The 24,002-nt window shown below is 41.4% G+C and carries 23 protein-coding genes and 1 riboswitch; of the genes, 14 read left to right on the top strand and 9 right to left on the bottom strand.

The window, feature by feature from the left end; all coding sequences use genetic code 11:
- Positions 1–77: 77 nt before the first annotated feature.
- Together ACIQZD_RS14590 and ACIQZD_RS14585 are read right to left on the bottom strand one after the other, a co-directional pair.
- Positions 78–1,721, bottom strand: coding sequence for an alkaline phosphatase (locus ACIQZD_RS14590; protein WP_402904818.1), 1,644 nt, complete (start codon positions 1,719–1,721; stop codon positions 78–80).
- Between the two features lie 171 nt (positions 1,722–1,892).
- Complete coding sequence (locus tag ACIQZD_RS14585; RefSeq protein WP_253512541.1) at positions 1,893–2,279, bottom strand: VOC family protein; 387 nt, start codon at positions 2,277–2,279, stop codon at positions 1,893–1,895.
- A 321-nt stretch (positions 2,280–2,600) separates the two neighbouring features.
- Between ACIQZD_RS14585 and ACIQZD_RS14580 the strand changes: the two genes are divergently transcribed.
- From ACIQZD_RS14580 to ACIQZD_RS14570, 3 genes are all read left to right on the top strand, one after another.
- Positions 2,601–2,870, top strand: a complete 270-nt coding sequence (locus ACIQZD_RS14580) for a DUF1292 domain-containing protein (RefSeq protein WP_137020263.1) — start codon at positions 2,601–2,603, stop codon at positions 2,868–2,870.
- Between the two features lie 382 nt (positions 2,871–3,252).
- Complete coding sequence (locus ACIQZD_RS14575) at positions 3,253–3,681, top strand: cell wall hydrolase (RefSeq protein WP_137020264.1); 429 nt, start codon at positions 3,253–3,255, stop codon at positions 3,679–3,681.
- A 147-nt stretch (positions 3,682–3,828) separates the two neighbouring features.
- Entirely contained in the window at positions 3,829–5,295 is a 1,467-nt protein-coding gene (locus tag ACIQZD_RS14570) for a PAS domain-containing sensor histidine kinase (RefSeq protein ID WP_402903879.1), read from the top strand.
- Between the two features lie 37 nt (positions 5,296–5,332).
- Here ACIQZD_RS14570 and ACIQZD_RS14565 read toward each other — a convergent pair whose 3' ends face one another.
- Positions 5,333–6,325 carry an NADPH:quinone oxidoreductase family protein gene (locus ACIQZD_RS14565; protein ID WP_402903876.1) on the bottom strand — a complete coding sequence of 331 codons (993 nt, stop codon included), beginning with the start codon at positions 6,323–6,325 and terminating at the stop codon, positions 5,333–5,335.
- 162 nt (positions 6,326–6,487) lie between these two features.
- On the opposite strand from ACIQZD_RS14565, the gene ACIQZD_RS14560 reads away from it, so the two are divergent.
- Positions 6,488–6,928, top strand: coding sequence for a peptidylprolyl isomerase (locus ACIQZD_RS14560; RefSeq protein WP_063234129.1), 441 nt, complete (start codon positions 6,488–6,490; stop codon positions 6,926–6,928).
- Between the two features lie 75 nt (positions 6,929–7,003).
- On the opposite strand, the gene ACIQZD_RS14555 is transcribed toward ACIQZD_RS14560, so the two are convergent.
- Both ACIQZD_RS14555 and ACIQZD_RS14550 read right to left on the bottom strand, forming a co-directional pair.
- Positions 7,004–7,942 carry an oxidoreductase gene (locus tag ACIQZD_RS14555; protein ID WP_402903872.1) on the bottom strand — a complete coding sequence of 313 codons (939 nt, stop codon included), beginning with the start codon at positions 7,940–7,942 and terminating at the stop codon, positions 7,004–7,006.
- Between the two features lie 107 nt (positions 7,943–8,049).
- A complete protein-coding gene (locus ACIQZD_RS14550; protein ID WP_402903869.1) occupies positions 8,050–8,820 on the bottom strand; it encodes a TSUP family transporter in 771 nt (256 codons plus the stop codon).
- Positions 8,821–9,036: 216 nt separating this feature from the next.
- Between ACIQZD_RS14550 and ACIQZD_RS14545 the strand changes: the two genes are divergently transcribed.
- The gene (locus ACIQZD_RS14545; RefSeq protein WP_402903866.1) at positions 9,037–9,819 is read left to right on the top strand and encodes a TrmB family transcriptional regulator; all 783 of its coding nucleotides are present in this window, start codon (positions 9,037–9,039) and stop codon (positions 9,817–9,819) included.
- 64 nt (positions 9,820–9,883) lie between these two features.
- Here the strand turns inward: ACIQZD_RS14545 and ACIQZD_RS14540 are convergent, their stop codons facing one another.
- Positions 9,884–10,237, bottom strand: coding sequence for a hypothetical protein (locus tag ACIQZD_RS14540; RefSeq protein ID WP_402903864.1), 354 nt, complete (start codon positions 10,235–10,237; stop codon positions 9,884–9,886).
- Positions 10,238–10,419: 182 nt separating this feature from the next.
- Here ACIQZD_RS14540 and nagZ point away from each other — a divergent pair, with 182 nt between their 5' ends.
- Both nagZ and ACIQZD_RS14530 read left to right on the top strand, forming a co-directional pair.
- A complete protein-coding gene (gene nagZ / locus ACIQZD_RS14535) occupies positions 10,420–11,658 on the top strand; it encodes a beta-N-acetylhexosaminidase (protein ID WP_402903861.1) in 1,239 nt (412 codons plus the stop codon).
- A gap of 91 nt (positions 11,659–11,749) precedes the next feature.
- A complete protein-coding gene (locus ACIQZD_RS14530) occupies positions 11,750–11,938 on the top strand; it encodes a hypothetical protein (RefSeq protein ID WP_101223561.1) in 189 nt (62 codons plus the stop codon).
- Between the two features lie 178 nt (positions 11,939–12,116).
- Here the strand turns inward: ACIQZD_RS14530 and ACIQZD_RS14525 are convergent, their stop codons facing one another.
- Positions 12,117–12,518: an SET domain-containing protein gene (locus ACIQZD_RS14525; protein WP_034310428.1), complete on the bottom strand. Its 402-nt coding sequence runs from the start codon at positions 12,516–12,518 to the stop codon at positions 12,117–12,119.
- A 274-nt stretch (positions 12,519–12,792) separates the two neighbouring features.
- Positions 12,793–14,418 carry a M4 family metallopeptidase gene (locus ACIQZD_RS14520; protein WP_402903858.1) on the bottom strand — a complete coding sequence of 542 codons (1,626 nt, stop codon included), beginning with the start codon at positions 14,416–14,418 and terminating at the stop codon, positions 12,793–12,795.
- Positions 14,419–14,853: 435 nt separating this feature from the next.
- Here ACIQZD_RS14520 and ACIQZD_RS14515 point away from each other — a divergent pair, with 435 nt between their 5' ends.
- The 3 genes from ACIQZD_RS14515 to ACIQZD_RS14505 all read left to right on the top strand — a co-directional run bounded on the left by ACIQZD_RS14515 (position 14,854) and on the right by ACIQZD_RS14505 (position 18,517).
- On the top strand, positions 14,854–16,335 hold the full coding sequence (locus ACIQZD_RS14515) for an amino acid permease (RefSeq protein WP_402903855.1): 1,482 nt from the start codon (positions 14,854–14,856) through the stop codon (positions 16,333–16,335).
- A 236-nt stretch (positions 16,336–16,571) separates the two neighbouring features.
- Positions 16,572–17,672, top strand: a complete 1,101-nt coding sequence (locus tag ACIQZD_RS14510; RefSeq protein ID WP_402903852.1) for a CaiB/BaiF CoA transferase family protein — start codon at positions 16,572–16,574, stop codon at positions 17,670–17,672.
- Positions 17,673–17,986: 314 nt separating this feature from the next.
- Complete coding sequence (locus ACIQZD_RS14505; protein WP_402903849.1) at positions 17,987–18,517, top strand: hypothetical protein; 531 nt, start codon at positions 17,987–17,989, stop codon at positions 18,515–18,517.
- Positions 18,518–18,655: 138 nt separating this feature from the next.
- Here ACIQZD_RS14505 and ACIQZD_RS14500 read toward each other — a convergent pair whose 3' ends face one another.
- The gene (locus ACIQZD_RS14500; protein WP_402903846.1) at positions 18,656–19,759 is read right to left on the bottom strand and encodes a 5-methyltetrahydropteroyltriglutamate--homocysteine S-methyltransferase; all 1,104 of its coding nucleotides are present in this window, start codon (positions 19,757–19,759) and stop codon (positions 18,656–18,658) included.
- Positions 19,760–19,842: 83 nt separating this feature from the next.
- A riboswitch (SAM riboswitch) is annotated at positions 19,843–19,944 on the bottom strand.
- A 156-nt stretch (positions 19,945–20,100) separates the two neighbouring features.
- Between ACIQZD_RS14500 and ACIQZD_RS14495 the strand changes: the two genes are divergently transcribed.
- The 4 genes from ACIQZD_RS14495 to glpK all read left to right on the top strand — a co-directional run bounded on the left by ACIQZD_RS14495 (position 20,101) and on the right by glpK (position 23,798).
- On the top strand, positions 20,101–20,520 hold the full coding sequence (locus ACIQZD_RS14495; protein ID WP_402903843.1) for a hypothetical protein: 420 nt from the start codon (positions 20,101–20,103) through the stop codon (positions 20,518–20,520).
- Positions 20,521–20,692: 172 nt separating this feature from the next.
- Positions 20,693–21,235 carry a glycerol-3-phosphate responsive antiterminator gene (locus tag ACIQZD_RS14490; RefSeq protein ID WP_048683275.1) on the top strand — a complete coding sequence of 181 codons (543 nt, stop codon included), beginning with the start codon at positions 20,693–20,695 and terminating at the stop codon, positions 21,233–21,235.
- 226 nt (positions 21,236–21,461) lie between these two features.
- Positions 21,462–22,286, top strand: coding sequence for an MIP/aquaporin family protein (locus ACIQZD_RS14485; protein ID WP_402903840.1), 825 nt, complete (start codon positions 21,462–21,464; stop codon positions 22,284–22,286).
- Between the two features lie 21 nt (positions 22,287–22,307).
- Entirely contained in the window at positions 22,308–23,798 is a 1,491-nt protein-coding gene (gene glpK / locus ACIQZD_RS14480) for a glycerol kinase GlpK (protein ID WP_283899189.1), read from the top strand.
- The last annotated feature ends 204 nt before the right edge of the window (positions 23,799–24,002 follow it).

The raw sequence follows: 24,002 nt of genomic DNA, 5'->3' as shown, positions 1-24,002 counted from the left end.
AGTACTGCATAGATCATTCATAAGAAAAGGAGCCCTTGTTAAACAAGGGCTCCTACATCATTATAAAGAAGTGATGCTTACTTGACTGCCTTTAATGCTTGTTCAGAAATATAGAAGTCTTTTCCGTTGTAAACGGTGATAGCATTTATTTTCTTTTGTTTAGTGGATTTAGGAGTCTTACTGATAACGATATTCTTATTTGCAGGCAACTCCACTTTTTGCTGCCCCTTTTTCGCTACGAAAACTGGGTTATTCGGGTCTGTCACATCAATACGGGTAGAATATCCTTTTTTCTCAAAGGAATCTTTAGCATTCATGTATAGTTTATTCGATAATTTTTGTAAATCAAAGCCCATGAATTCGGCCATTTTTTTAGGGAGATCTGTATTCTCCACTAATCCAGTCGGTTTTGAAGGGCCATAAGAATATAGGAAAACATCTTCCCCTGTATGACCGCCTGTTGTAAAGCCAATGTTGGCACGGTTAGCAAGCAGCTTTGTCATTTCAGCACCTACGTTTTTAGAAGAGGTAAGTTTTGCTGTTTCTTCAGAAGTCAGATCATCAAGTCCATACAGTGCTGCAACTTCTTTTAGATTGGAATGATCTGATTTTAACTTACTTAAAGCTCCTTCAACAGTCATCTTCGCTTTCTTTAATGGATCGATATAGGCTGATACGGGTGTTTCAGGGTAGGAGGAGTTCGTGTTTACGTTACCCATTGTAATTCCGCTGTTCCCATGGTCCGTTACAGCAATGACCATCGTGTTTCCGTCATTTTTTGCAAACTTAAGGGCTTCGTTCACTGCATCATCAAAAGCTAAAGTATCACTAATCATTCCAATCGTGTCGTTTCCGTGAGCAGCCCAGTCAATCTTGCTTCCTTCGACAAATAAGAAGAAGCCATCTTTATCTTTTTTCAAGGTTTTAAGGGCTTTATTGGTCATTTCAGCCAAAGAGGGCTCACTTGGCTTTGTTGTTTCACGATCTAAATCATATGCCAGGGAACTTGGTGCAAAGCTTCCCCAAATTTTATTCGATTTAGAGTTTAACAGCTCGTCACGGGTTTCAACAAAATCATATTTGTCTTCATCAAGCACTTCCAAAAGGTTTTCTCCATCAATTCTTGCATTTTTTGTTTTACCTGGTAAAAGGGATTCCTTGCCCCCTCCCAAAACGACGTCAATCCCCTGATAAACCTGCTGTTCCGCAATATCACCATAATTGCTTCTATGTGTCACGTGAGCGGAGAAGCCTGCAGGTGTAGCATGCTGGATTTCAGATGTAGAAATGATGCCAGTAGCCTTTCCGGCTTGTTTCGCACCCTCCAAAACGTTAGCGACTGGTTTATGGGCATTTTTCGGATTTACCGGATCGAGCCCTGGAGAATTAACGACGGCTGGCAGGACACCGACAAATTTATCATTGGATTTATTTCCTGTCGCAAGCGCTGTTGCTGCAGGAGCTGAGTCAGTAATGGCCGATTCAGCAGAGTATGTACGCATGCCGCCTGAAAGCATTTCGTCCATGGCTAGATTATCGCCTTTATACCACCTTGAAAGGGTTGTGGCTCCTGTGCTTGTGCCATCCATCACCATCATGATGACGTTTGTTGGTTCTTTTTTCTTGTTTTTTGCCTGAACATCTTCCTTCATTGTTGAAATACCCAGTGATGAAATGGCTACCGCTCCCGCTAACGTAATTCCTGCTACCTTTTTGCTCATTTTCCCCAAAATGCATACCTCCAAAAATATTATTACTTTTAGGATAAATGCAGTATATTAAGAAATTACTTCAGTTAAGGTAAAGAAAGGTTTTTTATCTGTGAATTTTGCTAAAATATTGAAAAAGCATACTAAAGCAGAAGTCTTTAAGACTCTGCTTTAGTATGCTTTTTACCTTTGGAAAAATTCAATCCACTCTTTTTCCGGTCCATATACGTAGAAATAGCGATAACCATTTGGAAGGGTGACGATCTCTTCATCAATCAACTCGGTGTTATCCAAGCTTTTGATCCGGGCATATTCTTCTTCGATATCATCCACAGTAATGGCAAAATGGTGGATCGTTGCTTCGGATGGCAGTGTGTCGCTATATCCCTGAATCAATTCTATTTCTGTTTCGTCCGACTCTTCGTAACCCAGGAATGCCAGTTCGATTACCCCATTAGTATGAGTCATGCGTGCTTTTAATTTTAAATCCAGTACATCTTGATAAAAGGCGATGGATTTTTCAAGATCTTTTACAACAACGCCAATGTGATCGACCCTTTTCACAGCCAAGAAATCTTCCTCCTTCTTTAAATCCAGATTCAATTTGCTAATATTAGTATATATAAGATTATTCGGAATTAAATTACATTTTTATAGCCGTTTTTAGATAATTTTTTAAATGATGTTAAAAAAGGTAAAGTATTGGTAAATAATGAAAAATGAGAATTGGCTTATAGGATAATACTTTTCTTCCATAATAACTATTGAATGATTCTTTTCGTGTAGGAATGAAATTTAACATTTTCCGGGGCAAAAATTTGTTTCTAAATGGAATAGTAGATATACTATGGAAACAACTCCATTATTAATGGATATGAGAGGAGAGGTAGTATGGGAAAAATTCGTGAAGGTGAAATTTTCACCCTTACTGATGACAGTGATGAAGGCCATGAAGTTGAGGTTTTAGGTTCATTGGATGTAGAAGGAACGGAATATGTTGCAGTAGGTTTGCTTGAAGATATTGAAGAGGATACAGATGAAGATATAGATATTTTCTTTTTCAGGGTCGAAGGCGAAGGTGAACTGCTCGATATCGAATCGGATGAAGAGTTCGAAAAGGTATCATTGGCGTTTGAAGCGGCATTTGAAGCGAAAGAATGACAAGATAAAAGACGGCACAATGTGTGCGCCTCAGTTTGCAGACAAAAAGGTTTCGGAATGACACCATTCCGAAACCTTTTTGTGTTAAGCGAGTGCCTGAAGGCAAATTGTACAAACCCTTAAAAAACTGTAGATAAACTCGACTTTCATCGAGTTTGCCTACAGTCCGAGACGCACAATATGTGCCGCCTTTTTTATATGTATAAAGAAAGTATTGGCCCCGCCTTCGCCAAATACCATGATAGCCACGCGTGCTATCCAGCCTTACTTAAGTATAGGGTTGTATTATTGATAGGACGTGTACTCCATATGAAGATTTTGTTAATAAACGGAGTATTTTTCCATCTCCGAGGCATAGGATAAAAAAAGTGGAGGTGATGGAATGGCCGTTGTAAAGCACACTGATGCCGATATAGCCTTATTGGCAAGATTGCTTAGGGCGGAAGGCGAGGGCGAAGGTGATCAGGGCATGTTGATGATCGGTAATGTAGGGATCAATCGGATTAGGTCGAATTGTTCCGATTTCAAAGGGCTGAGGACGATTCCAGACATGATCTATCAGGAGCATGCCTTCGAAGCTGTACAGAAGGGGTATTTTTATCAGCGGGCAAGGGACAGGGAAAAAAGGCTTGCACGCCGCAGTGTAAATGGTGAAAGGATATGGCCCTCGAAATTTAGCCTTTGGTATTTCAGGCCACCGGGAGATTGTCCGGCAACCTGGTATAATCAGCCGCTGGTTGGACGTTTCAAGCTCCATTGCTTTTATGAACCAACAGGTACAGAATGTCCAAATATTTATAATACATTTTAAGAAAGAGGCTGAACCTTATTGGGGTTTAGCCTCTTTGTGCATCAATCCTTAAGTTGGAAAAATCATATGATAAAACTGGCAAATGATTTACTGATACTGTAAAATTGAGACTGTAAATTTCCGGATAAGAAAGGAATAAAAAAATTGATGAGTAAAAGGCTTATTAATTATGGACAAGGGCAAATGGGAGAACAGCCGGAGGATAATACCGAGAAATTTAGGTCTTTCATGGAGAACAACCCGGACGCCATTTCCATTGTTGATCTGAAAGGAAAGACCCTTCAAGTGAATGAAGCTTTTGAAGAGTTTTTCGGTTGGACGAATGATGAGCTCAGAGGCATGCCGTTTCCAATTATTCCTGATTTCTTGAAGGATTCAGTCAATGAATTGCATGACCAGATTAAGGCAGGGGTACAAAGGAAAGGCTTTGAAACGGTCAGGTTAAGGAAGGATGGCCAGTTAATCGATGTAAGCATTTCCCTGTTCAATATCCGTAATGATGAAAATGAGCCGTGTGCACTCGTTTTCGTTTATCGGGACATCACGAATCAAAAACTTGCTGAAGCTGCCTTGAAGGAAAGTGAGCAAAGGTATCGCAGTTTAGTTGAGGTGTCACCTGAAGCGATTTTTGTACATCGCAATGGGATAATAGAGTATATGAATCCCATGGGGGCAAAAATGCTTGGGATGGATGGTGTGGAAGATATTATCGGTAAATCGGTTTTTCAGTTCGTTCACCTGGAGTCCCGGGAAAGTGTACAAAAAAGAATCGAGATCATGAGGGACGATCATCAGGCGGTTGGATTACTGGAACAAAAGTTCATTCGACTTGACGGACAAGTATTTTATGGAGAAACACTCGGTCTTCCGATTATATATAAAGGTCAACCGGCCATACAGGTATTTTGCAGGGATATTACGGAGCGTAAAAAGACCGAAGAGCTGCTCTGTAAATCCAATATGTTATCGGCGGTAGGACAGATGGCTGCGGGCATCGCACATGAAATAAGAAATCCATTAACTACGGTCAAAGGATTTTTACAATTATTAAGGGAAGACCCTGAGCAAAAGGACTATCTTGAAATGATCGTCAGTGAAGTAGAAAAAATCGAAAACCTGGCCAATGAGTTTTTAAGTTTAGCAGAGCCAGAAGCGAAGGTTTGTGAATTCTTTCAGCTTAACGATATTTTGGATAGTGTGATCACTTTAGCCGAGTTTCAAGCGATATTGAATGATGTCGAAATCATCAAGGAATATAATGCGGATTCGGCATCTGTCTTTGGCGAACCGAATCAGTTAAAACAAGTATTCACGAATGTCGTCAATAATGCGATAGAAGCCATGCCGAATGGCGGCAAACTTCATATACAGTTAAACCATGAAGGTGACTCTGCAATGATCCGGTTCATTGATCAAGGCTGCGGAATCTCAAATGAGCGCATGAAGCATCTAGGCCAGCCTTTTTATAGCACATCTGAAAAAGGAACAGGGTTTGGGCTCATGGTCAGCACTAAAATCATCCATGAGCATAATGGGGAAATTCATTTCAGCAGCGAAGTGGGACAAGGGACGATTGTAGATATCAGTCTCCCTATCAATGAAAGTTCACAATGAAAAGTGACGAGAAGCCATGCTCTCGTCACTTTTTGGTTCATAGCTTAACGATCGTTCTGCCTCTTGCTTCCCCTTTTAATAGGGTAGGAAGGACGTCAGGCAATTCTTCAAGTGTAATTTCCTGTTGAACGAGCTGTTCTAAATGCTCCAGTTTAAAGTCGGTGGCAAGGCGATGCCAAACTTTCAATCTTGTATCCATCGGGCAATTGACCGAATCGATCCCAAGAAGATTAACCCCTCTTAGGATGAAAGGAAAGACGGTGGCAGGAAGGCTTGTACCAGCTGTCAATCCACTGACCGCCACAGCCCCGCCATACTTGATTTGGCTAAGGACCGATGCTAGCGGTTCACCGCCGACGGGATCTACCGCCCCGCTCCACTTCTGCTTGCCCAGTGCCCGCAGCTTGCCATCATATACATCTTCTCGCGATACAATGGTCGCCGCACCGATTTTCTTCAAGTATCCATGTTCCGTTTCTTTTCCTGTACTCGCCTCAACGGAATAGCCAAGTTTGGAAAGGATCGAGACAGCGAAACTGCCAACCCCGCCAGTTGCACCAGTGACGAGAACGCTCCCTTGCTCAGGGGTGAGGTTATTTTCTTCCAATCGCAGAACCGATAGTGCTGCAGTGAAACCGGCCGTTCCGATGATCATCGCCTCTTTCATTGTAAGGCCATTAGGTAGCGGGACGATCCACTCTGCAGGAACACGGGCAAACTGACTATAGCCTCCTGATTGGGAAACGCCAATCCCGTAGGAGGTCGCAATGACTTCGTCTCCTTCTTTAAAGCGGGAATCCTCAGATGAAACGACAACACCAGCCATATCAATGCCCGGAACGATCGGATAGCTGCTGACGATGTTTCCATTCGGAATGGCTGCAAGGCTATCTTTATAGTTCACACCGGAATAATGAACACGGATGAGCACTTCGCCTTGAGGTAGATCATCAAGTGATAGTTGCTGAATGTTAACGGTGAATTGATCATCTTGCTTGTTCACGACTAAAGCATCAAATTGCTGAATCATGGTACGTTCCCCCTTATAATGATGAATCTACCCCATTATAAAAGAAAAAATATAGGAATGTATAATGATACAATTCGAAATAAGTAGCGCTTGCTTTTCTTTCTGCTTCTAAAAATGGTACTATTAGATTTGATTCAGTTCATATTAAAGGAGATGTTTTACATGGCTAAAAAAGGATACATACTTATGGCAAATGGAGAAAAAATCGAATTCGACCTTTTCCCGAACGAAGCACCGAACACAGTGGCTAACTTCGAAAACTTGGCAAACACAGGATTTTATAATGGCGTGGTCTTTCACCGTGTCATCCCTGGTTTCGTAAGCCAAGGCGGAGATCCAACAGGAACAGGCGCAGGCGGTAGCGGTAAGCAAATCAAATGTGAAACAGAAGGAAACCCTCATAAACATGAGGCAGGAAGCCTATCTATGGCACATGCCGGAAAAGATACAGGCTCAAGCCAATTCTTTATCGTGCACGAACCACAACCGCATCTTAACGGTGTTCACACAGTATTCGGTAAAGTGACATCTGGACTTGAAACAGCCAAAGCTATGAAAAATGGCGACAAAATGGAAAAAGTCGAAGTTTTTGACGCTGAATGATGGAAGCGAAAAGAGGGGGCATGATGCTCCCTCTTTTTTTTGCACTGTACATGAGGAAACAGGGGAAATATAGAGTCAATTTGGCGTAATGCTTACAGTGAAACGATATTTGACCTCTGTCAAGGTTTCTGAAATGTCCCATAATCTTTTCGAAGTTTCTTCATTATATAAGGTATCGATGATATCGTCTTTTCTAGGAAAGCCTTTTCTGCTCTTCTTTCCATCGGGTCCGATATACTCCCCGCCTGTTAATGTAGGTTCCGTTGCGGCATAAAGGGTAGGCAATGCTCCCATACTTGCCGGCTGGGTGATGGTTTTCGAAAGGAAATGCACGAATCTATTTATGGGTTTGCCCGATCCGCGTGACATGAGATTAGTATGGGAAAGGCCCGGATGACAGGCAACACTGATCTGACTTGCACCATGCTGGTTGAATTTGTTCTGTAACTCACGGGCGAAGAGTAGATTGGCAAGCTTGCTTTGCCCATAGTATTTCATTGGTTTATAACCGTTTTCACCATTTAGATTTTCAAAGTCTATATATCCATTGATGGCGGCCAAACTGCTCAATGTGACCACACGCGATTTTGGCGTAGAAAGGATTCGCGGAAGAAGGAGACCTGTCAAAGCAAAATGTCCGAGATGATTGCTGCCGAATTGCAGCTCGAAACCATCTTTCGTCTTACTGTATGGCGGAATCATCACACCTGCGTTATTGATGAGGACGGAGAGTGAGTCATAGTTTTCCTGAAAGGAATCAGTAAAATGACGAATGCTGCTTAAGTCACTTAAATCCAACTGCATCACACGTACATTTGCCTTAGGGTGGACCGATAAGATTCTATCGACCGCCTTTTCTCCCTTTGAAGCATTCCGGACAGCAAGGATGATTTCTGCCCCCTTACCAGCCAGTGCAAAAGCCGTTTCGAAGCCAAGCCCACTATTGGCACCAGTAATCACAATGGTTTGCCCTGATACATCTGCCATTTCTTCGCCATTCCACTTTTCAATCATCCAACCACACCTTTCCACACAGTCTATACCTATCATATACCCAAATAATTCCTATATGTCACATACTGTGGCGGGAATCAGGTGCTGAATTCTATTTTTTTAAAAAATTAGCCGCCCATTAAGTAATCCATTATATTTTTCATGATCAGAATGACGGTTACTATGATAAATAATACTCTTACATATGCCACTCCCTTCTTAATGGCAAATTTAGAACCGGCCAATGCTCCTGCTATCATGGAGATCCCCATCGGTATTCCATAGGAAAAGTTGACGGTATCAAGGAATATGAACATGATCAGTGCTGCCAAATTACTTCCGAAGTTCAAAAATTTTGCATTTCCTGCAGAGTGCAAAAAATCAAAGCCAATCATTAAAAAGGCAAACAAAATGAAAGATCCCGTTCCAGCGCCCAAAAAACCATCATAAAAACCAATGGCAAATATAGCGAACGCAAATAGTGCAGTCTTTTGCCATGTGAGTTTATGGTAAGTCGATTTCTGTCCCCAGTCCTTTTTAAAAAAGGTATAAATGGCAATAGCTATTAATAGAACCAAGATCATTGGCTTTAATAATTCAGGTGAGACGAAATTGACGACCCAAGCCCCTAGCAGGGAACCTATGAAAGTCAGTGGGAAAAGCTTGGAAACCAATTTGAAATCAACTCTACCTGAGCGAATGAAGGCAATGGTACTTGTTAAAGACCCCATGGAACTTGCTAACTTATTCGTTGCGATCGCTGCTGACGGGGAAAGTCCTGAAAATAATAAAGCGGGTATGGAAATCAGGCCACCGCCGCCGACCACAGAATCAATGAATGCTGCCAAAAATCCGAAAAACATCAGCAGCAAAAGTGTTGAAATTTGTATATCTTCCATCTAAGAAGCCTCCGTATCAATGGCATTATGGCTGGATTGCTTGTTTTGCTGAAGTCATAACCCAAGTTTTTTAATTAGTCACTATTTAGATAGTAACTAATAGAAACCGTTCTGTAAATAAGAATATTATGAGTCATACCGATTGAAATCGAATAGATTTCGATAAGAGATTTGGTATGATAGGCATATAACTTACTAAAAGCACTAGGAGGTACTATGCAAGATATCATTCAAAAACTACAGTCTCTCGGGTTTAGTCAATATGAAGCAAAGGCTTATGTTTCTTTGGTTCGCCAAGGCCCAACCAGTGCCTATCAAGTAAGCAAGGAATCAGGAATTCCAAGGGCCCGTATCTATGAAATATTAAATGGACTGCAAGAAGAAGGAATCGTCTTAAAAGAGGAAATCAATGACTCGATACAATATTCACCGCTACCAGTCGATGTTTTTTTGGAATCGGTTCAATCAAAATGGAACAATACCTATCAATCCATCAGCCATACACTAAAGCAATTCGAGGAAATCGAACCGATGTCTGACAATCGTGTAATGACCCTTAAGGGTGAAGGGCACATCCTATCCTTCTGCCGTACTTTGATTCACAAAGCCGAGAAAAGGGTGGTGGTTTCCTTATGGGACGAGATGTATGGAAAACTTGAACAAGAACTAAAAGGGGTCGCCGGTCATTGCACTCTCAAGGGGATTGCATTTCAGGTTGAAAACCCATTATCAGGTATAGATATACATCGAAAAACAAGCTATGTGGAAAATATCGGAGAAAATAAATGGTTCATCTTATCCATCGATGGCAAGGAGACGATTTACGGCCCTTCTCCCGAAACGAGGGAAACGGCGTTTTACACAGATGATCCCATTCATATCAATTTTCTCGAAAATTACATTTGGCATGATATCCTCGTTAACCGCTTGGTTAAAAAGGATGAAGAAGATGCAGAGAAATGGATTTCAAGTGAAAGAGACCGTTTTTTCTCCCTATAAGATTTGAAAAAAGCTGATAACCCCATATGCAGGGGATATCAGCTTTTTTATTTTTGTAACGAAGTCATTCGGATAGAAGGGTTTTAGGAAATCTAATGGCCGTGGGCAAGCTGGATTTATCTCTATAAGACCTGTAAGACACAATCGTATGATTATGCGCTTGAACATCCAACTGGAGAACCTGTGAGCTTTTCATTTCCAAATAGTACGTAACGTCTTCTTTTTGTAAATGATAAAAAGAAAAAGGTATACCTAAAAGGTTTTTCCTGATTAGTTTTGTTTCAGGCTGATTGATGATGTGCTCACTCAATTCCGTTATCGTAACAGAAGTTGTTCCTGTAATGGCCGTTATTTTTTCTTTTGCATAATCGACTGCATGACTGAAGGTGACGGCAATATTCTTAAAGATTCCGTTCATGGGGGCATCTCCTTTTAATTAGGCTATGTTTGTAGTATGGTACGCGGCTAATGCTTTATTCAAAAAAATCCGCAATGATGATATAGAATTGTCACTTTATGAACATGATTAAGAAGTGTGCAGCGAAATCAATAAAAGGGCTATCAAGGAAGGACAGAGAAAATGTCAATGAAGGTCAAAGCATGAAGAATAAAAAAAATATATATTGGGGTCTTTTCCTCATCGCAATTCTCGCTTTTACAGTGGTGTTCATTCAGTTGAATATGGATGTGAATTCCAGAGCGGAAAAAGGGAAAGACGCCGGTGCGGATAATCATGAGAGAATAGAAAAATTGCTGAAAAAAATGACGCTTGAAGAAAAAATCGGACAGCTTATGATGGTCGGTTTCAAGGGAACCGAAAAGAGCAGTGAAATTACGGAGCTTATCGAACAAAAACATATAGGGGGCGTCATTTATTTTGACCGCAATATGAAATCCCCTAAACAAGTGGCTAGGCTATCCAATTCGCTTCAGCAAACGGCCGATCGAAGTACCCATTCGCTTCCGTTGATGGTGGCCATCGATCAGGAAGGCGGGGACATCATTCGGATGAAGGAAAGGGTATCGCCCCTCCCTGCGCAACAGGACCTTGGAAAAAATGCATCTGTTACAGACGTGTACAAAGTGGCCAAATTGAATGGGACAGAACTGGGCTCCATGGGGATTAACATTAATTTCGCCCCTGTTCTTGATCTATCGAAAACGGATAAGCGTTCATTGGGACAAGATCCGGAAAAGGTGTATCAATACGGAAAGAAAGCCATTCAAGGCTTGAACGATGTATCGATAACTGGTGCATTGAAGCACTTTCCTGGAAACGGACGCAGCGAAATCGATCCGCATGTCGAAACATCATCCGTGGAGGCAAACCAACTTGATCTGGAAAATTCGGATATTTATCCTTTCAAGCAAATCATAAGTGAACTGGATAACCAAAAGTTTTTCGTGATGGTGACCCACATTAAATATCCAGCCTATGATAAAGAAAAACCAGCAAGCCTTTCCAAAATCATCATCGAAGACCTGCTTCGGGGGAAACTTAAATATGAAGGACTTGTCGTTACAGACGATTTGGAAATGGGTGCTGTGAACAAGTATTTCTCCTATGAAGAGATGGGGAAACAGGCAATCCTTGCAGGAGCTGATTTATTACTTGTCTGTCATGAATATTCCCATGAGCTTGAGGTTTATAACGGATTACTGCAAGCAGTAAAAGCAGGGGAAGTTCCAATGGATAGAATTGACGAGTCAGTGAAAAGAGTGCTGACATATAAACTTAACAACATGAAGCAAACGAAAGCTGACCCGGATCAAGCTGAAAAAGTCGTGAAAAATCCCGAAAGCATAAAGTTTATCGAAAGCCTGAGCGAGGATGAATAAAAGCGAAACCGCTCTCTCAAAAATATGCTTTTGTTTAAATTAGCTGATAGGGGGAATACTATATAGGACTAACTTGAAGGAGGAAACTAACATGCCATCAAACAAAATGCTTGGAACCGTCCTGATAGGAGCAGCCGCATTTTTAATGCGCAATAAGAAAACCCGTGAAAAAACGATGAGTCAAATAAGGTCTCTAGCCACACCAGAAACCATTGATAAGGTTAAGGGCCAATTCCAATCAATAACCAAAACGAAATCAAGTAACCCATCCGTACGTTAACGTGAAATGACCCCATTAAGTTATTCTTAATGGGGTTTTTTATTGCTTATATCCTTTTAGTAAAATCCAGCAGTGAATTCATCAAGCAGGTAAAAGGAAAAAGGAAAGCACCCGCTTCTTTTGAAGACCCTTGGACAGGTCTTTCAAAAGTACAAGTGCTTTCATGAATGATCAATGATCATTCAGCTTCATCTTCACCATCATTTTCTTTATTGAACCAAAGCGGATCCTCATTATCGACTTCACCATTATAATTAATCAGGATTTCTTCTCCTGCTTTTATGTCGGTGTAAGCAAAGAAATCAAACGTATGATTCTTGAAGTTTATGTCATACGTAGCGTTGGGTGTATAAGAATGATTAAACAACATGCCATAGCCTAAAAGCATGGCAGTATGGTTTATACCATATTCAAACGCATAATCAGCCAGCAATGTCTTCTCTATGAAAACATGCTCCTCGTTTGGATATGCAATGACAGGTGCCTCATGCAAAAGCTCACCTTTTTTAATATCCCGTGTTGCGAATACGCCTCTATTGAACTCACCATCACTGAGTGTGGAAGTTTTAACTTCAATCATGTTCGTCACCTACTTGTTCTATTCAATATAGTCCAGATCATCTAAGCTTGACAGTTAATAAGAAGAAAAGCAACTATTTTACGGAATTAATCATTTTTAGCAAACGACAAGATTGTTTTTATTGAGGCTCTCCCCGTACCAAAGGACGGAATTCTTCACTTGAAGGCCGAAAAAAGGTAGCGAACTGCTCAAATTATCGGGATAGCCCCGCATAAGAAAAAACACCTCCGCTAGAAGTGAAGCTAGGGAGGTGCCGGTCATATAGATAAATCTCTTAATTCACACCGACAGCTGTAAAGGCATTTTTGACTGCTGTGACTTCAGCACTGCTTGATCCGTATAAATCAGAGGCTGATTGTATGACTGCCGCTCTGGCTTGTGAAAAAGTCGACGAGGTAGTTAAATAAGTTGTGTTTGCCCGGTAAAAGATGGTTCCTAGTTTATCAATGCCGATCCCGGATACACTCACGCCATGATGGGTTCCGCCTGCAGAGATTAAATAAGCTGCCTTATTAATGATTCCGCTGTTCGTGTGAACGCCGCCATTATCACCCGTTCCTGTATAACGGTCCGAATAATGGTCAGGGTCACCATTCAATGTTGGATTAGCCATCGAGCGGAGTGCATCACCGGAAATGTTAGGAGTGTAAATATCTTCCCCGACCAAATAATCGGCTTTGGCACTTTGATTCTTAAATTCTACAACGGTGCCAAAAATATCAGATATCGCTTCATTCAAAGCACCGGATTCATATTGATAGGTAAGATTCGATTCCGAGGAAGTCACCGCATGCGTCAGTTCATGTGCAACGACATCGAGACCCCCGGACAATGGGATGAACGTCGTGCCATCTCCATCACCGTAAACCATTTGGGTACCATCCCAGAAAGCATTATTGTATCTTGAGCCATAATGTACGGTTGATTTCAGGATGGTTCCATTTCCATCATAAGAGTTCCGTCCAAATGTCGATTTGTAATAATCATAGGTTTTACCCGCATAATAATGGGCATCCACCGCAGCTTTATCGGCAGAAGTGGTAAAAGCATTTGTTGTGTTGGAAAAGAGTGTACCAGGCAATCTTGAACGGTTATTGGCATTATAAGTGTAGATGCCTTTACCGCGTGTATTGTCTTGTAAGTAGTATCGACCGTTGGATAAGGTAGTGTTCAGCGACACGGTGTTGTTTAAGACGCCCGTGCCCGTTCCGACGGAATTGGTTCCCGTCACTTCATCTAGTGTATTATATTTATTCAGGATTTTACCCGTTTTGACTGAAATGAAATAATTATGATTTCCTGGTTCCGGACTTAAGAATTTCAAATTGACTTTATATACATAATCGGCCTTGCCTTCATTTGCGTATACATATAGGTCAGATTCAGGTGATTGTTCATAGGCAGGAGTGAACCCAAGATCCGCTTCCGCTATTTTGATAGCTTCGGATTTACTGATGCCTTTTTTAGCCTTTTTGGCTAATTTCGTGTTTAGATTGGCTTCAACCGTACCGGATACGACGGTCAATACACCTTTAGCGTCAATCAATACTGCTTGTGTGGAATTCCATACAGGTACGCCTTTATAGGTTTGTTGCAATCTAAGGACGGTATTGCCTAATTCATCCTTGCTTTCTTTCTGAATCGTGAAGGAGTCTTTCGCCTTTTGCTTTTCTAGCTTGTAAGACTTTTTGTTTTCATCAAAAAAGGTAAGAATGATATCTTCTGCCGTTTGCTTTGATGGGTCCGTAAGTTTCCCAGACTTGTATTCTAGCGAATCCTTATGCTTATTGTACTTTTCAACACTTAACACATTTTTTGCCGCTAAGGCTTCTTGATGGGGAATAGCAGAAAATAATAGACCGATGGATAGTGCAGTTCCTAAAAATACCTTACCTTTCATAACACTCAACTCCTTCATGAGAATACCTCATTTTTACATCGTTTCATATTTATTATCAAATAGAGAAAACTTGAAAAAAATATGACATTTAAAGGAATAAAATGGAGAAAAATGGTTTTTAGTAGAAATATTCTTTGAATATATTCTTTTAGTAATATGTATTAAAATTGAACCAAATGAATAAAAGTGCAAAAAAACATGGCGTAATGTGCAAAAAAACGTGGCGTAAAGTGCAAAAGAATTTGTCTATTTAAGGCGATTTTTTTGATGATTTGTTGAATATTGCGTTTTATAAATTTGGCATGAAAATTGCATATATTCAGAAAAGGAATTCGAATTGTAAATTAGGTCTATTTGAAAGTCTATGAAATAGGAAAATTTATTAAATGGATTTCTCCATATTGAAAGCGCTTATATAGAAAGGGATGAAAATTTATGATACCAAAACAAGAACATGACATCTTGCATCCTCCACAGCAAGAAGGACAAGAACTAAAGCGCGGTTTAAAATCCCGCCATTTAACGATGATTTCCATTGGAGGGGCTATTGGCACCGGGCTGTTCCTCAGCAGCGGGGCAGCCATTCATACAGCTGGACCAGGCGGCGCATTACTTGCTTATGCCTTAGTTGGGGCAATGGTGTACTTTGTGATGACGAGCTTAGGGGAACTGGCAGCATTCATGCCGACAAGCGGCTCATTCAGTACCTATGGATCGAAATTCGTCGATCCGGCATTTGGGTTTGCCTTGGGATGGACGTATTGGTTCAATTGGTCGATGACGATAGCGGCAGAGTTGGCAGCCTCAACAATGATCATGAAATTCTGGTTTCCGAATAGTCCATCATTGTTGTGGAGTTCATCATTCTTGGTGCTCATTTTCCTATTAAACTATTTATCGGTTAAAGGGTATGGTGAAGGCGAATACTGGTTTTCCTTCATAAAAGTTACAGCCATCGTTATTTTTATAATCGTTGGGATATTAATGATTATCGGCATTATGGGCGGCGAAGCAGTAGGATTTAAAAACTTCACCGTCGATGACGCGCCATTCCCGGGTGGGTTCATGGGTGTCTTCATCGTGTTCATAGCGGCCGGCTTTTCTTTTCAAGGTACTGAAATCGTCGGCGTGGCTGCCGGTGAAAGTGAAGATCCTGCACGGAATATACCGAAGGCCATTAAAAGTGTCTTCTGGAGAATCCTGCTCTTTTACGTATTGGCAATCTTTGTGATAGGACTGCTTATCCCTTATACAAGCTCAAGTTTACAAGGCGATAACGTCATGGTAAGCCCATTCACGCTCATATTTGAAAAGGCTGGAGTAGCCTTTGCAGCTTCACTTATGAATGCAGTCATTTTAACAGCGGTGTTATCAGCAGGTAACTCTAGTCTATATGCATCTACGCGTATGCTATATTCCATGGCAAAAGATGGCCAAGCACCGCGTATTTTTGCAAGACTTAATAAACGAGGGGTACCGGTTGCAGGAATGATTTTGACATGTTCCATCGGTATGCTAGCCTTTTTAGCTTCCGTATTCGGTGATGGTAAAGTGTATATTTGGTTAATGAATGCCATTGGAATTACAGGATTCATCTTTTGGCTGGGCATTTCCATCAGCCATTATCGTTTCCGCAAAGCATTCATCGCTCAAGGCCATTCATTGGAGAAGCTGCCATATAAGGCATTATGGTTTCCGATAGGTCCGATCTTTGCCATTGCAATTGGCATGATCGTCATCCTGTCCCAAAATATCCAAGCCTTTTTCTCAGACCAGATCGATTGGGGCAGTGTTATAGCTGCATACCTGGGAATCCCGCTTTTCCTTGGTTTATGGTTTGGCTATAAACTGATAAGAAAAACTAAATTCGTTAAACTTGATGAAGTCGAATTTGACTTTGACAAAAAATATGAATGAACTACCTTAAAGTGAAATCAGCCGGACAATGCAGTATTAAATTGTCCGGCTTTTACTTTTTAGGCTCATAATCAAAAAGCTAGGAAGCCGATTCCGCTTTTATTTTTGTTGAATGGAAAATTATACATATCCGATGAGAGGTGTTATATGATAATCGTAATCTCTGCAAAATTGAATGTACAGAACGACGGGGAAAGCTTTTAATATTTTCAATGGAAAGGGAAGGTGCACGGCTGATGACCTTATTGACTCATTTAAAAGTATTGGACTTTTCAACGTTACTGCCAGGCCCATTTGCCACTTTGATGCTAGCGGATTTAGGAGCGGATGTTTTGAAGGTAGAGAGGCCGGGAGCAAAGGATTCATGGGGTGTGAACCAATATCTTAACAGATCGAAGAAGTCGATCACACTGGATTTAAAACAATCTGAGTCAATCGAATCCGTAAAAAACCTAGTGAAGGAATACGATATCGTCATTGAACAATTCCGTCCAGGTGTCATGGAACGTCTGGGACTGGGGTATGAGGCATTAAAATCAATCAATCCAAAGCTGATTTACTGTTCCATCACGGGCTTCGGCCAGACTGGTCCCTATAAAGACCGACCGGGACATGATATTAATTATATTTCGATTGCTGGCTTATCAGGCTATTCCGGTACGAAAAAGGGCGGACCGGCAAAAAACGGAACCCAAATAGCAGATCTTGCCGGAGGCTCATTGCATGCTGTTATCGGTATATTATCTGCAGTCATTCACAGGGAAAGAACGGGATTCGGCCAAGCCATCGACATCAGCATGACCGACTGCAGTTTTACCTTGAATGCCATATCCGCACCTTTGAATTTACAAGGGGGCCTCGAGCTTGAACCAGAAAAAATGATGTTGAACGGAGGGTCCTTTTATGACTTTTACGAAACGAAAGATGGACGCCATTTTTCGGTAGGGAGCCTTGAGCCCCCATTTCGAAAAGCATTATGCGAAGCGATCGGTGCACCCGAATTGTATGAACTGAGCATGAAAAGCGATGAAGAAAGCGGAATCAGATTTAAAACGGCCATCCGACTTGCTTTCCTTGAAAGAGATTTTCAAGAATGGCAGGGAATATTCGCTGATTTTGAGGCCTGCGCAGAACCAGTGTTGACCTTCACCGAAGCGGCCGAACACCCCCAATTGAAGGAGAGGGGAATGATCGTCGAGGTACCTGACGGAAAAGGAAATGTCCAGAAGCAAATCGCCTGCCCGATCAAAACATCGGTTTTCACCCCTGAATATAAACATGCAGGCTTGAGGCCAGGACAAAACAACGCAGAAATTCTTCGCACCCCCAATCGCTAAATAAAGATGTAAAGGCTATCACTTTTCCGAGTTTTTTGGAAGGAGATAGCCTGTTTTTGAATGCCGGAAAAAGCAGGAGGAAGGTCGACATCATTGGGAGAAGGTCGAATAAAGCTGAGATAGGTCGAATATAGCTGGAGATAGGTCGAATTAATCGGTGGTAGGCCGGATTAAGCAGAAGAGAACAAATTATCCTCTTATCACATGTGGAAAGCAACATATTACTACTGTGAAAATTTACTAGTTATAACTAGTGTGGGCAGGGTATCAGAGTAGCATCCTGAAAATGCTCTGGTAAGGAGGGGTGATTAAACATGTTTGGTCTCTCTGATATCATTAAATTTCTATTTTCCTTTTTTTTGATCATGCCGATCGTTACGCTGATACATTTGAGCGGGCATATTTTCTTTGTTACGATCTTTGGGGGATCAGAAAAGAAAATCTTGATCGGTTGTGGTAATAAACTTTTTGCTTTTAGGAACATAGAGGTGAGGAAATATTATTTTTGGAATGGGACTTGCGAGTTCAAGGGATTGAAACATGATAATCGATTGACGAATACGCTGATATATTTAGGGGGGGCTATCTTTAATTTAATCAGCATGCTGATCATATATAGCTTAGTGTATCAGAATATCCTGGACAGCTCGGTAATCTGGTATCAATTCATCTATTTTTCTTTCTATGTTATGTTTTTCTCCTTGTTTCCGATGTATTTCTCGGACGGATCGCCTAGTGATGGGAAGGCTGCGGAATTGGCCTTGAGGAACAAGCTGGAAGATAGGGTGACGGATGATATATTTGTGAAGAAAATGGATGATGCTGATGATGATAGCTGCAAGTAAAAAAGGGAACGTGCTGGCCGTTCTTTTTTTGTTTGCTTTCAGTTTTAGGATTTAAGTATAAACCTAATCGGCACGCTTATATAATGCCGATTAGGTTGTTGAATCTTGTAAATCAGTATTAAAGTTTCCGCAAAAAAATCATTCCCATACTTCTTTTGCTACATCAACGACGAATTTCAGCTTTTCCCATTGCTGTTCTTCGGTCAGTTTGTTGCCGTGATGGGTGGAGGCAAAGCCACATTGCGGGCTTAAGCATAATTGTTCGAGAGGAACGAAGTGCGAGGCTTCTTTAATGCGTGCCTTAACAGCTTCCTTGTCTTCGATTTCGCCATTTTTTGAAGTGACGACACCCAGTACAACCTGTGCACCGCCATTTGGAATGTATTCCAATGGTTTGAAATCCCCTGAGCGTTGATCATCATATTCCAAGAAGAATCCATCCACTTTTTCCTTTGCCAATAAAGTTGGGGCGATACGGGCATAGCTTCCTTCAAACGCCCAAGTCGACTGATAGTTTCCGCGACATAGGTGGGTAGTGACGACAAGGTCTTCTGGTTTGCCTTCCAATGCTCCATTAATGACACGAAGTGCAAGATCAATTAACTGTTCCCTCGTATATTTTCCATCTTTGAACTGGAAATCCGGAGCTGAAAGTCTGGCAATATATACATCATCCAATTGAAGATAACGCACACCTGCTTCATAAAAGGCTTTCAAAGCATGCTGATACGCCTTAATGATATCATTTGCATAATCTTCAATATCAGGGTAGATGTCTTCATTATGAATGCCTGCAGCAAATAACTGATTCGGACTGGGAATGGTTTGCTTGGCAATGGCACGTCCGTTCACGATTTTGTTCAATTCAATGAAATCACTAATGAAGGGATGTTCAGGATTGAATGAAACCTTCCCGGTATTGCGAACGTTATATCTCTCTGTTTCCACACCATCGAATGTGAGACCTTTTTCAGTCACATATCCCTCGATGCCATTTAAATGTTCGAGGAAGTCAAAGTGCCACCATGTTCGTCTGAACTCGCCGTCCGTAACAGCCTCTAATCCAACTTCAATTTGCTTATCGACAATCCGTTTGATTTCTTCGGTTTCAATTTCACGAAGCCGCTCTGCTGAAAGGGTACCCTCCCTGAATTGCTTTCTGGCAATATGTAAACGTTCCGGTCTTAATAAACTTCCGACGTGATCGGCCCTGAATGGTGCTTTCGTTAATGTGATTGACATGTTGCATTCCTTCTTTCCTTTTAAAAATAAAAAACCTCTTCTTAAAAAATAAGAAGAGGTGTTGGCAACAAAGCTATATACTCTTCTTATCTTCAAGTTTTTACACTTCTGGAATTAGCACAGTACATGATCAGTCTGTTGCTGAGGCATCAAAGGGCCAGTCCCTCCACCTCTCTGGATAAGAGTTGTCTATTAAATTAATTATGACTATACAGGTAGTTTTTACAAAGGTCAAGCGTTGGAGGTTGAATATTTAGAATATACCGTTTATTAATTCACGCTGAAATGTTAACGGCACCCGGGAATCAGGCATATGCTTTGAGTGGGGAGGGAATGCAAGGATGAGTCCATTCAAAAGTGGCATACCGATAACGGTAACTGAAGCTATGATAGAGAGAATCATAAAAATGAAATCATCTGGTCAGGATATTAAAGTCGAGATTACGCCAAAGCATATGGTGCTTTCCGGAACGATGGAAGTGAAAAAAATGATGTTTAAGAAAAACGTAGCTTTCCGGATTACATTAAAACCGGATCATGTGGAAAAAAGAACGATTTCATTTGAATTAGTGGAAATGGAACCAATTGACAGGAATTTCATCAACCAAAGGATATTTAACAGACCGCCATTTTTTGAATTTGAAAAAAGAACGATCAAAATGAATGTTAATGCTTGGAACATCGTGAGAAAAATTCCGGTGGGTACAATTAAATCGTATGAACTTGTCGAAGGTGCATTGAAAATGAAACTTTCTTTATGAGTTAAGGGATATTTTACATACAACCTTATCCGTAATCTATAAAGGGAGTGCCAGGTATTTTAGTGTTATGGTGAGATTGGGCATGAAAAAAATGTGATTGATAAATCAAGCTCTTTAAAATATACTAAATAACTTGAAGTTTTGAGTTTTTCTGGGAATGAGGAGGATAATGATGGATCAAAAGATTTTGCCTGCTTCAGCAAGCATGAAGGATTTTGAAAGATTTCTAGAAAGTTCCTATGAAATAGGTGTGTTTCTTGATTTGCATATATCACAATTGAAAAATGTAAGTATGATGGCAAAACAGCATAATAAGAAAATGATTTATCATGTCGATTTGATCCATGGCATAAGAAGTGATGAGTACGCGACAGAATTCATTTGCCAGGAATATAATCCCTATGGGCTGATTTCGACTAAATCAAGCGTTATATTGAAGGCGAAGCAAAAGGGGGTCATTGCCATCCAGCGAATCTTTTTAATAGACTCACATGCGCTTGAGAAAAGTTATAAGCTGGTGCAGAAAACCAAGCCGGATTATATCGAAGTATTGCCGGGCGCCATGCCATGGATGATAAAAGAAGTGAAGGAACGATTGCAGACACCGATTTTTGCAGGCGGCCTCATACGTACTTCGGATGAAGTCCTGAATGCCCTTGATGCTGGAGCTTCGTCGATCACCACATCCAAAACTGAATTATGGGATATCGTCTAATAGGGGAAAATTGAAAAAAATTACAGAAAAACAGATTAATTTTTCACAAAATATTGACAGCGTTTTCATAACCTAGTATATTTTACAGTACAAGTTAATATATGTGACGGAGACTAGGAGATTCACAACAGATCTATTCATAATTTATTTATGAAGATAGTTCTGCTGTGGATCTCCTTTTATTTGTTGGCAAGGTTTAAAAATTTATCAGGGGAGGGGTTTTATCATGACTCCATTTTGGGGAGAAGTGTTAGGCACGATGATATTAGTTGTATTCGGAGCAGGTATTGGGGCTGGTTCATCCTTAAAGGGTTCCTATGCAAAAGATGCCGGCTGGATCGTTGTCACGATTGCGTGGGGATTGGCCGTTACTATGGGTGTTTTTGCAGTGGGGTCCATAAGCGGGGCGCATTTAAACCCGGCGGTCACAGTAGGTTTTGCCATTATTGGAGAATTTCCTTGGAGTGATGTGCCCGGTTACATCGTTGCCCAGATGATTGGCGCAATCCTGGGCGCAACTCTAGTATTCCTGCACTATTTGCCACACTGGAAAGCTACGGATGATCCAGGAGCGAAGCTTGGTGTGTTCGCGACTTCACCTGCGATCCCGCACACATTTTCAAATCTATTAAGTGAAATGATTGGAACTTTCATCCTTGTTCTTGGATTATTATTTATAGGTGCCAATGATTTTACAGAGGGTCTAAACCCATTCGCAGTCGGGTTATTGATTGTCGTGATCGGGATGTCACTTGGGGGAACGACAGGATACGCCATTAACCCGGCCCGGGACCTGGGGCCGCGCATCGCTCACTTTTTGCTGCCGATACCGGGTAAAGGCAATTCCAATTGGGGCTATTCATGGATTCCGGTCATTGGACCGATTGTTGGAGGTTCACTTGGTGCCGTTTGTTATAAAGCATTCTTTATGGGGGAAATAACAGCAGGATTTTGGTCTGTTTTGGGTGCAAGCCTGGTACTATTGATATTAGCCTATGCTTTTGGTAAAAAACAGTCACATGAATTGGATAGCAGAAATATCGCCAGTTAATTAAAAGGAGGGGCATACACAATGGAAAAATACATTTTATCATTAGATCAAGGAACAACAAGTTCGCGGGCGATTTTATTTAATGAAAAGGGGGAAATCGTCCATTCCTCCCAAAAGGAATTCACGCAGCATTTCCCTAAACCAGGCTGGGTTGAGCATAACGCCAATGAGATTTGGGGATCGATCCTGGCGGTGATTGCAGGTGTACTATCTGAATCCGGTGTAAAGCCAGAGCAAATTGCCGGTATCGGGATCACTAATCAGCGTGAAACGGCAGTCGTTTGGGATAAGGAAACAGGTACCCCTGTTTATAATGCGATTGTATGGCAGTCCAGGCAAACAAGTGAAATCTGTGATGATTTGAAGGAAAAGGGACTTAATGATCTATTCCGGGATAAAACGGGATTGTTGATAGATGCATATTTTTCCGGAACGAAAGTGAAATGGATCCTCGATAATGTGGAAGGGGCACGACAAAAGGCGGATGAAGGCAAGCTGTTATTCGGTACCATCGATACTTGGCTGATCTGGAAGCTATCAGGAGGCAAGGCTCATGTAACGGACTATTCCAATGCATCCCGGACATTGATGTACAATATCCATGAACTGAAATGGGATGAAGAACTGCTTGAGATATTGACTGTACCAAAGTCGATGCTGCCGGAAGTAAGGCCTTCCTCTGAGGAATATGCTCGTACGATCGAATATCATTTCTTCGGCCAATCGATTCCGATCGCCGGGGCAGCCGGTGATCAGCAGGCAGCATTATTCGGCCAAGCCTGTTTTAATGAAGGAATGGCTAAAAATACGTATGGAACAGGCTGCTTCATGCTCATGAATACAGGAGCCAAGGCTGTCAGCTCCGAACACGGACTATTGACGACCCTTGCTTGGGGATTGAATGGGAAGGTCGAATATGCACTGGAAGGCAGTATATTCGTAGCTGGCTCCGCCATCCAATGGCTGCGCGATGGTCTGCGGATGCTGCATGATGCCAAGGACAGCGAAGCCTATGCAAAACGGGTGGAAAGTACGGATGGAGTATATGTGGTACCGGCTTTTGTAGGACTTGGTACTCCATATTGGGACAGCGAAGTGCGGGGAGCCGTTTTTGGTTTGACGCGCGGCACATCCAAAGAACATTTCATTCGTGCCACACTTGAATCACTTGCATATCAAACGAAGGATGTCCTTGATGCAATGGAGGCGGATTCAGGAATCGAGCTGCAGACATTAAGAGTTGATGGCGGGGCAGTCAAGAATGACTTCTTGATGCAATTCCAAAGCGACTTATTACGTGTGCCCGTCGAGAGGCCGACCATAAACGAAACTACAGCATTAGGTGCTGCATACTTAGCTGGCCTTGCTGTCGGGTATTGGAAGGATCAAGAAGAAATCTCCCGGCAATGGGCGGTAGACAAAACCTTTAAACCATCCATGGAAGAGCAAAATAGTGAAAAATTATATGAAGGCTGGAAAAAAGCTGTACATGCCGCTATGGCGTTTAAATAAAAAACAAGATGTATTCTTTCTCAAATGAGCAGGAGTATGCTATAATGAAATCAAGTTAATAACTCGGCCGGAGAACAGGAGAGACCATGAATGCGTTATCGTTAATTCGATAATGTGCATTTATGGTCTCTTTTTTTGTTTTTAATGGCAGATTAGGGATATTAATATCTATATAAACTTTGCGAACAAATGAACCAATTGAAT

The organism is Peribacillus sp. NPDC096447 (genome assembly GCF_044762725.1).
Taxonomy (GTDB): Bacteria; Bacillota; Bacilli; order Bacillales; family DSM-1321; genus Peribacillus.
Note: the sequence above shows the minus strand (reverse complement) of the source record. Positions and strands in the feature narration are given on the sequence as shown.